We start from the raw sequence: 370 nt of genomic DNA, 5'->3' as shown, positions 1-370 counted from the left end.
GATCGACGGCGCGAAGATGTGGCTGACCAACGGCGGCTCGTCCAACCTGATCGCCTTGTTGGTGAAGACGGACGAGGGTGCGGAGAAGGCGCATCAGAACCTGACGACGTTCCTGGTCGAGAAGCCCTCCGGGTTCGGCGAGGTCCTTCCGGGGCTGACGATCCCGGGCAAGATCGACAAGATGGGTTACAAGGGCGTCGACACCACCGAGGCGGTGTTCGACGGTTTCACGATCGGCGCGGACAAGGTGTTGGGGGAGGCGCCGGGCAAGGGCTTCTCGTACATGATGGACGGGGTCGAGGTCGGCCGGGTGAACGTGGCGGCGCGGGCGTGCGGGATCGCGATCCGGTCGTTCGAGCTGGCGATCGCG

The 370-nt window shown here is 65.9% G+C and carries 1 protein-coding gene; it reads left to right on the top strand.

The features are described from left to right. The coding region (locus EIZ45_RS45855; protein WP_205671789.1) for an acyl-CoA dehydrogenase family protein at positions 1-370 on the top strand (370 nt) is incomplete at both ends.

Origin of the sequence: Amycolatopsis sp. CFH S0740 (assembly GCF_004522315.1) — a bacterium.
Classification (GTDB): Bacteria; Actinomycetota; Actinomycetes; order Mycobacteriales; family Pseudonocardiaceae; genus Amycolatopsis; species Amycolatopsis nivea.
The sequence above is the reverse complement of the archived record's forward strand: the minus strand, read 5'-3'. Positions and strand labels throughout refer to the sequence as shown.